This is a genomic window from Nostoc sp. NZL (genome assembly GCF_015714705.1).
In the GTDB taxonomy this organism is placed as follows: Bacteria; Cyanobacteriota; Cyanobacteriia; order Cyanobacteriales; family Nostocaceae; genus Nostoc; species Nostoc foliaceum_A.
Map to the genome: position 1 here is coordinate 1 of NZ_WBKL01000147.1, position 5,495 is coordinate 5,495.

At 41.0% G+C, this 5,495-nt stretch carries 6 protein-coding genes and 1 pseudogene; 1 reads left to right on the forward strand and 6 read right to left on the reverse strand.

Annotated elements, in window-relative coordinates:
* Positions 1-611: 611 nt before the first annotated feature.
* Positions 612-1,265: a sugar transferase gene (locus F8R90_RS20595; protein ID WP_196512235.1), complete on the forward strand. Its 654-nt coding sequence runs from the start codon at positions 612-614 to the stop codon at positions 1,263-1,265.
* An 82-nt stretch (positions 1,266-1,347) separates the two neighbouring features.
* Here the strand turns inward: F8R90_RS20595 and F8R90_RS20600 are convergent, their stop codons facing one another.
* From F8R90_RS20600 to F8R90_RS20625, 6 genes and pseudogenes are all read right to left on the reverse strand, one after another.
* Positions 1,348-2,184, reverse strand: coding sequence for a carbohydrate ABC transporter permease (locus F8R90_RS20600; protein ID WP_196512231.1), 837 nt, complete (start codon positions 2,182-2,184; stop codon positions 1,348-1,350).
* A 248-nt stretch (positions 2,185-2,432) separates the two neighbouring features.
* On the reverse strand, positions 2,433-3,443 hold the full coding sequence (locus F8R90_RS20605; RefSeq protein WP_196512232.1) for a catalase family protein: 1,011 nt from the start codon (positions 3,441-3,443) through the stop codon (positions 2,433-2,435).
* Positions 3,444-3,480: 37 nt separating this feature from the next.
* Positions 3,481-4,056, reverse strand: a complete 576-nt coding sequence (locus F8R90_RS20610; protein ID WP_196512233.1) for a 5-formyltetrahydrofolate cyclo-ligase — start codon at positions 4,054-4,056, stop codon at positions 3,481-3,483.
* A 73-nt stretch (positions 4,057-4,129) separates the two neighbouring features.
* Positions 4,130-5,074 carry a GDP-L-fucose synthase family protein gene (locus F8R90_RS20615; protein WP_196512234.1) on the reverse strand — a complete coding sequence of 315 codons (945 nt, stop codon included), beginning with the start codon at positions 5,072-5,074 and terminating at the stop codon, positions 4,130-4,132.
* Positions 5,075-5,098: 24 nt separating this feature from the next.
* Positions 5,099-5,224: pseudogene (locus F8R90_RS20620) on the reverse strand (GDP-mannose 4,6-dehydratase); the annotation flags it as partial.
* Between the two features lie 12 nt (positions 5,225-5,236).
* The coding region (locus F8R90_RS20625; RefSeq protein ID WP_196508909.1) for a transposase at positions 5,237-5,495 on the reverse strand (259 nt) is incomplete at its 5' end.

The following is a 5,495-nucleotide window of genomic DNA, read 5'->3' on the forward strand; positions in this document are numbered from 1 at the left end:
TTAGTAATGTGTGTGCACGCCGAATTTCTCTGGCTTTTGCTGAACCCTTTTTGACTAGAGCCAGTAGTTCTTCCCTCTGTGATTCACTCAGATTAATTTGATACTTTTTGCTCATACACCCTTTTTCCTTCTTCTGCGATCGCTTGTCTGCTTGTGAATACCAATGCATCCACATTGCTATTTAATCACACTTGATTATAACCCCGCAAAATTAATGGGACAGACCACTAGTGGTCTGTCTCATTAAATATGATCGGTAAACTCATTCTTAATTTTTCTTCCTTTGCGCCCTTTGCGTCCTTTGCGGTTCGTTTCTCAACCCTCTCAAAATTAATGGGACAGACCACTAGTAGTACTTCAGGACAGTAATTTTTTGGATGTGTACCCCTTACACTATATTTTTATCTGATGGGAGAAAATAATGTAAATTTACAATCTATCATTTTAATTAAAAGATTCTGTAAACTTTGGGTTTTCGGTTTTTCTATTTTTGAAAATTTGTGTATATTAACACTCAGTAGTAGTGACAAAAGCAGTAAAAATTGCCTAAAAATTATAGTCAGGTCTACACTACTGATGCAAAAAGCCATGTTGTAGATAAGTTAGTCCTTGTGAATCATCTTTATCTTTATTCAGTTAATTGCTCACAACAGCCTTTCCACCCGTCAACTTTAAGCGTGAGAAAACGATTAATTGACATTGTTGGAGCCATTGTAGGGCTGATAATTACATTTATGGTAGCAATTCCTGTAGCAATTGCTACCTTTATTCATGAGCCAAATCCAATATTTTATTCCCAAATTCGCTGTGGTTTGAACGGAAAAACTTTCCGCATATGGAAATTCCGTTCCATGATCGTCGATGCCGATAAACTCAAGCATTTGGTTGAAAACCAAGCTAAAGGTCATATTTTTAAATCTGTTGACGATCCTCGCATTACTCCTGTAGGTAAATTTTTGCGGCGCACTAGCTTGGACGAATTTCCCCAATTTTGGAATGTTCTGGTAGGGGACATGAGTTTAGTTGGTACTCGTCCACCCACTCCTGATGAAGTCAGCCATTATGATCCACATCACTGGGATAGATTGCGAGTTAAACCAGGCATTACGGGAGAATGGCAGGCTAATGGACGCTCCAGCATTACAGACTTTGAAACCATTGTCAAGATGGATATAGATTATCAACGTAAGTGGTCTGTAACTTATGACCTGAGTCTGATTATTAAAACTATCTGGGTTGTATTTAAAAAAACTGGTGCTTATTGAATTGAGGCATTGGGTATGGGGAGAGAGATTTTTATGTTCTCGTTGTAGCTAAAGAGGCGTGGGTGTCTATTTTTAATATCGTTTAACCTTTGACACCGCTACCAGTTTCCGTAGGTACGATATAACGTTGTAAAAATAAAAATAGTAATAATACCGGGGCGATCGCAATCACTGAGCCAGCAGCTACCAATCGCCAGTCAAGGGAAAATGTGCCTGCTAGCTTTGCAACTCCCAAGGGAAGAGTGTATAAATTTTCGTCTTGGATAACAATTAAAGGCCACAAAAAGTCACTCCAAGCACCAATGAATACAAAAATAGCTAAAGTTACCAATGCTGGACGAACTGCTGGTAACATTACATGCCACCACAAACCTAACTCCGAACTGCCATCCATCCGAGCCGCTTCTTCTATCTCTTTGGGTACGCTCATGAAAGCTTGGCGCAACAGAAAAATGCCAAAGGCAGAAGCTAAACTCGGAAAAATCATTCCTAAATAAGTATTTCTCAAACCCAACTGGACTGTCAAAATATAGAGGGGAATCATCACGATTTGGAAGGGAATCATAATCGTAGAGACGATCGCCACAAAAATCCAGTCTCGCCCCACAAATGACAATCTTGCCAACGGATAGGCAGCTAAAGCGCAAAACAGTAGATTTAAGACCACAGTCAGTACTGATACCAAAGTACTGTTATACAGGTATTGCCCAAAAGGTAGAGAGTTCCACACACTAAAGAAGTTATTTAGTGTTGGTTGACTAGGCAATAACTGTGGCGGCGACTGAAAAATATTTTCCGTAGGCGATTTTAAGGCTGTACTAATTAGCCACAGTAAAGGAAAGAGCATCACCAGTGTGATCGCTCCCAAAAGCATATACATTAGCAGAATTTGCGATCGTGATTTTTTCCAGTTCAGCATTTGATTAATAAGGGAAATTATTTTTTCTTAAAATTAAATTATCTCTCACCACAAGCGGCGAGGGGTTAGGTACGAAATGTAACGCACCCTGATATATAGATGTAGAGACGTAAAATTTTACATCTCTACAAAGTTTTGGTTGCATAACTAATAAATTTCACAGATCAAATCAGCAACACTAGAAAATCGTATCTAATCAAGTTGGCTTATAGCCTATCATTTTCCAGTTTTAAACCAAATTATAGTGGTTAATCTTCAACCTCTACATAAGGTTTTGGTTCACGTGATCGTTGGGCAATTTGTTCTCGTCGATACTTTGCAAGTTCGCTGTAAAGCCTCTTGCGAGAAAGATTCACACTTCCAACAGGCTCATGCTCTAGCAGTGTATGCCAAGGGGAAAACAATATACCTTCATCCAAGCGTTTGCGTTCTTCAAAGTCAAATTTCTGACTGGGAATGCGGACAGTCGCAACTTTAATAAACGGTGAATCTGCTTCTTGCCATTCGTGAACGTGGTCTTCAATTGGTGTTTTGTAATCATCTACATAAAACTGAATAAAGAAGTCAAAAGACGCTTCCCGATTTTCTTCAGTCAAATATTTGACCAGCCCTTCTCGGAGGTAATTTTCTGATTCTGGAAGTGTTTCGGGTGGTTGTTCAGGTTGCTGAGATTTGACAGACAATTTTACAATGCGACTACCAAACTTAAACGGAGCCATGCTCCAATATTGAATCAAAAGTGGATTTTCTACCTTCTGGCTGCCAATTTTTTGCAAGATAGCAAAGGCGTAAGCAAGTTCCTGCATTCGCTCTGGAGTAAGTTCTCCACTACCTGCTCTGGAAAGATCAGCGTAATCACGAACGTCTTTGGTTAAGAAAGTAGGATAATTGTTGAGTATAAAATCTTGAGTTTTTTCCTCATCATCCAGCACTTTTTGCCCGTCCACATTCATCACCTTGATGGCGATACCGCGAACATCAGGTTGGCTATCAGAGTGGAATTTCCCACGCTTTTGAGGTGCACCACCACTAGAGAAACGAATCCATGCAGGATAGGTTTGGGGTGTTTTGAACAAACCTACTCTTAATTCTTCAGGAAGATTGGGTTCAATAATAAACTCTCCCGAAAGGAGTCCATGACTTTTGCTATGAATTTGGCGGAGGTCTGGGCCGGTTTTTTGTTGAGCTTGGAGACTAGTTGCTATAATCTCGTCAATGATTGCTTCCTGCTCAGTGGTAGATGACGTTGGGTTAGTCATAAAACATTTGATGATGTGTCTTCATCATCCTGAACCCTCAGCCTTTCTGAGTCAATCCGGTTTCCGTAGAAACTGTTTGTAATGGTTTATCCCAAAGTTCAATAGGTATTTGGGACAAATAGGCAAACTCAAAGATAACTCCGATAGTCGGCTTTGTCTGCCATTGCGGCAAACTGAGCAAGCGATCATAATACCCGCCACCATAACCGAGGCGATATCCTTGATAGTCGCAAGCGACACTGGGGACGAGAATTAAATCTACTTCAGCCGGATCTAAGATTGGAGCATCGGGGTGTGGTTCAGTAATGCCATAGGCACCGCTTTGAACAGAATCGTTAGGTGCCCAAATATGCCAACATAGGGATTTATCAACGCAGCGAGGAAATCCCCATCTGTATTTGGTGTTTGCAAATAGTGGACTGAGGTCAGGTTCTTGGCGAAAACTGAAATAAGTAAGTATTGTTTTTGCTTGGGTAAATAAAATAGAATTTTGTAAATGAGAGCAAATGCGATCGCTTTTTTCTCTCCACTCTCGAACAGACATTGATTGACGTGTTTTGAGTAGAGTGCGGCGTAGTTCTGCTTTATTTAGTTGATGATTAACTTTGTCCATAAAAATTTATAGCATCAAACAAATAAGCTGGGCATCGCCCAGCTTATACCAGCCTACACTCACCAGTACATTGTTATGCAGCGTGTTGACGATACCACTCAATGGTATTCTTTAACCCTTCTTCAAAGCTCACTTGAGCCGTGAAATTAAAGGCAAGCTTTGCCCGTTCAGTATCTAAACAACGGCGGGGTTGACCATTAGGCTTGTCAGTTTGCCAAACAATTTCACCCTTAAACTCCATCAATTTGCAGATTAGAGTTACTAAATCAAGGATGGAGATTTCATAACCCGTTCCCAAGTTAATTGGTTCCGATTCGTTATAAAACTGAGTTCCCATAACAATCCCTCGCGCTGCATCTTCTGAATACAGAAACTCGCGAGTGGGACTGCCATCACCCCAAACTGGGAGTTGCTTTTCTGCTTTAATTTGGGCTTCGTGAACTTTACGAATTAACGCTGGAATAACGTGGGAACTTCCTGTGTCAAAGTTATCTTCTGGGCCATATAAATTGACTGGCAGTAAATAAACCCCATTAAAACCGTACTGCTGCCGGTAAGATTGCAATTGGACTAAAAGCGCTTTTTTAGCAATTCCGTAGGGGGCGTTGGTTTCCTCTGGGTAGCCATTCCAAAGATCATCTTCTTTGAATGGCACTGGGGTGAATTTAGGATAGGCGCAGATTGTGCCAACACAAACGAATTTTTCTACTCCAGCTTGATAGGCAGCGTGAATTAGCTGAGTTCCCATGATCAAGTTATCGTAAAACAACTCAGCAGGTTTTTCACGGTTAAGACCGATGCCACCGACATGAGCTGCTAGGTGGATAATTATGTCTTGCTGGTCAACTGAGCGTTGGCTATTTTCCCAGATACGCAAATCACAATCGCGCGATCGCGGTATTGTAATCTTCTCACGATCAGCCCCTGCTTTACACAGTTGATCTATCACCTGACGACCTAGAAACCCCGACCCACCAGTGACGAGAATGCGTTTATTTTTTAGTTCTAAGGCGGTCATATTTATTATCCTCTGTGGTGCAAATCAGAAGTGCAAAGCGCCCAGTTCTTGACGAATAGTCGCAAAATCATGTGGAAATTGCGAACCTTTTCCATTGGGTGAAGTGTGACCTAATGCTTGTAAGTCTGCTTCTACCATTAGAGAAACTAGTGGTTTGTCCCATTAATTTTGCGGGGTTGGATAAATCTTTGACAGCTTAACTCTGGCATCTTCTGTACGAAAACGCCAATCTACACGAACTTGATTAATATTGCGATCGCACTCCCAAGCCGAGACCTGTTTTTCTAAAGTTTCAATATTCGGAATTCTTCGTTGGAGACATTGACGGACAAGTACAGATAGCTCTGATTCAACCATATTTAACCAACTCCCATGTTTAGGTGTATAGTGAATTTCTAATTTTGTGGCAATCCGTCTGGCC

Excerpts from the sequence above, each read along its gene's own strand:
- F8R90_RS20600 (WP_196512231.1), bottom strand. The coding sequence starts at position 2,184 with ATGCTGAACTGGAAAAAATCACGATCGCAAATTCTGCTAATGTATATG.
- F8R90_RS20605 (WP_196512232.1), bottom strand. The coding sequence starts at position 3,443 with ATGACTAACCCAACGTCATCTACCACTGAGCAGGAAGCAATCATTGAC.
- F8R90_RS20610 (WP_196512233.1), bottom strand. The coding sequence starts at position 4,056 with ATGGACAAAGTTAATCATCAACTAAATAAAGCAGAACTACGCCGCACT.
- F8R90_RS20615 (WP_196512234.1), bottom strand. The coding sequence starts at position 5,074 with ATGACCGCCTTAGAACTAAAAAATAAACGCATTCTCGTCACTGGTGGG.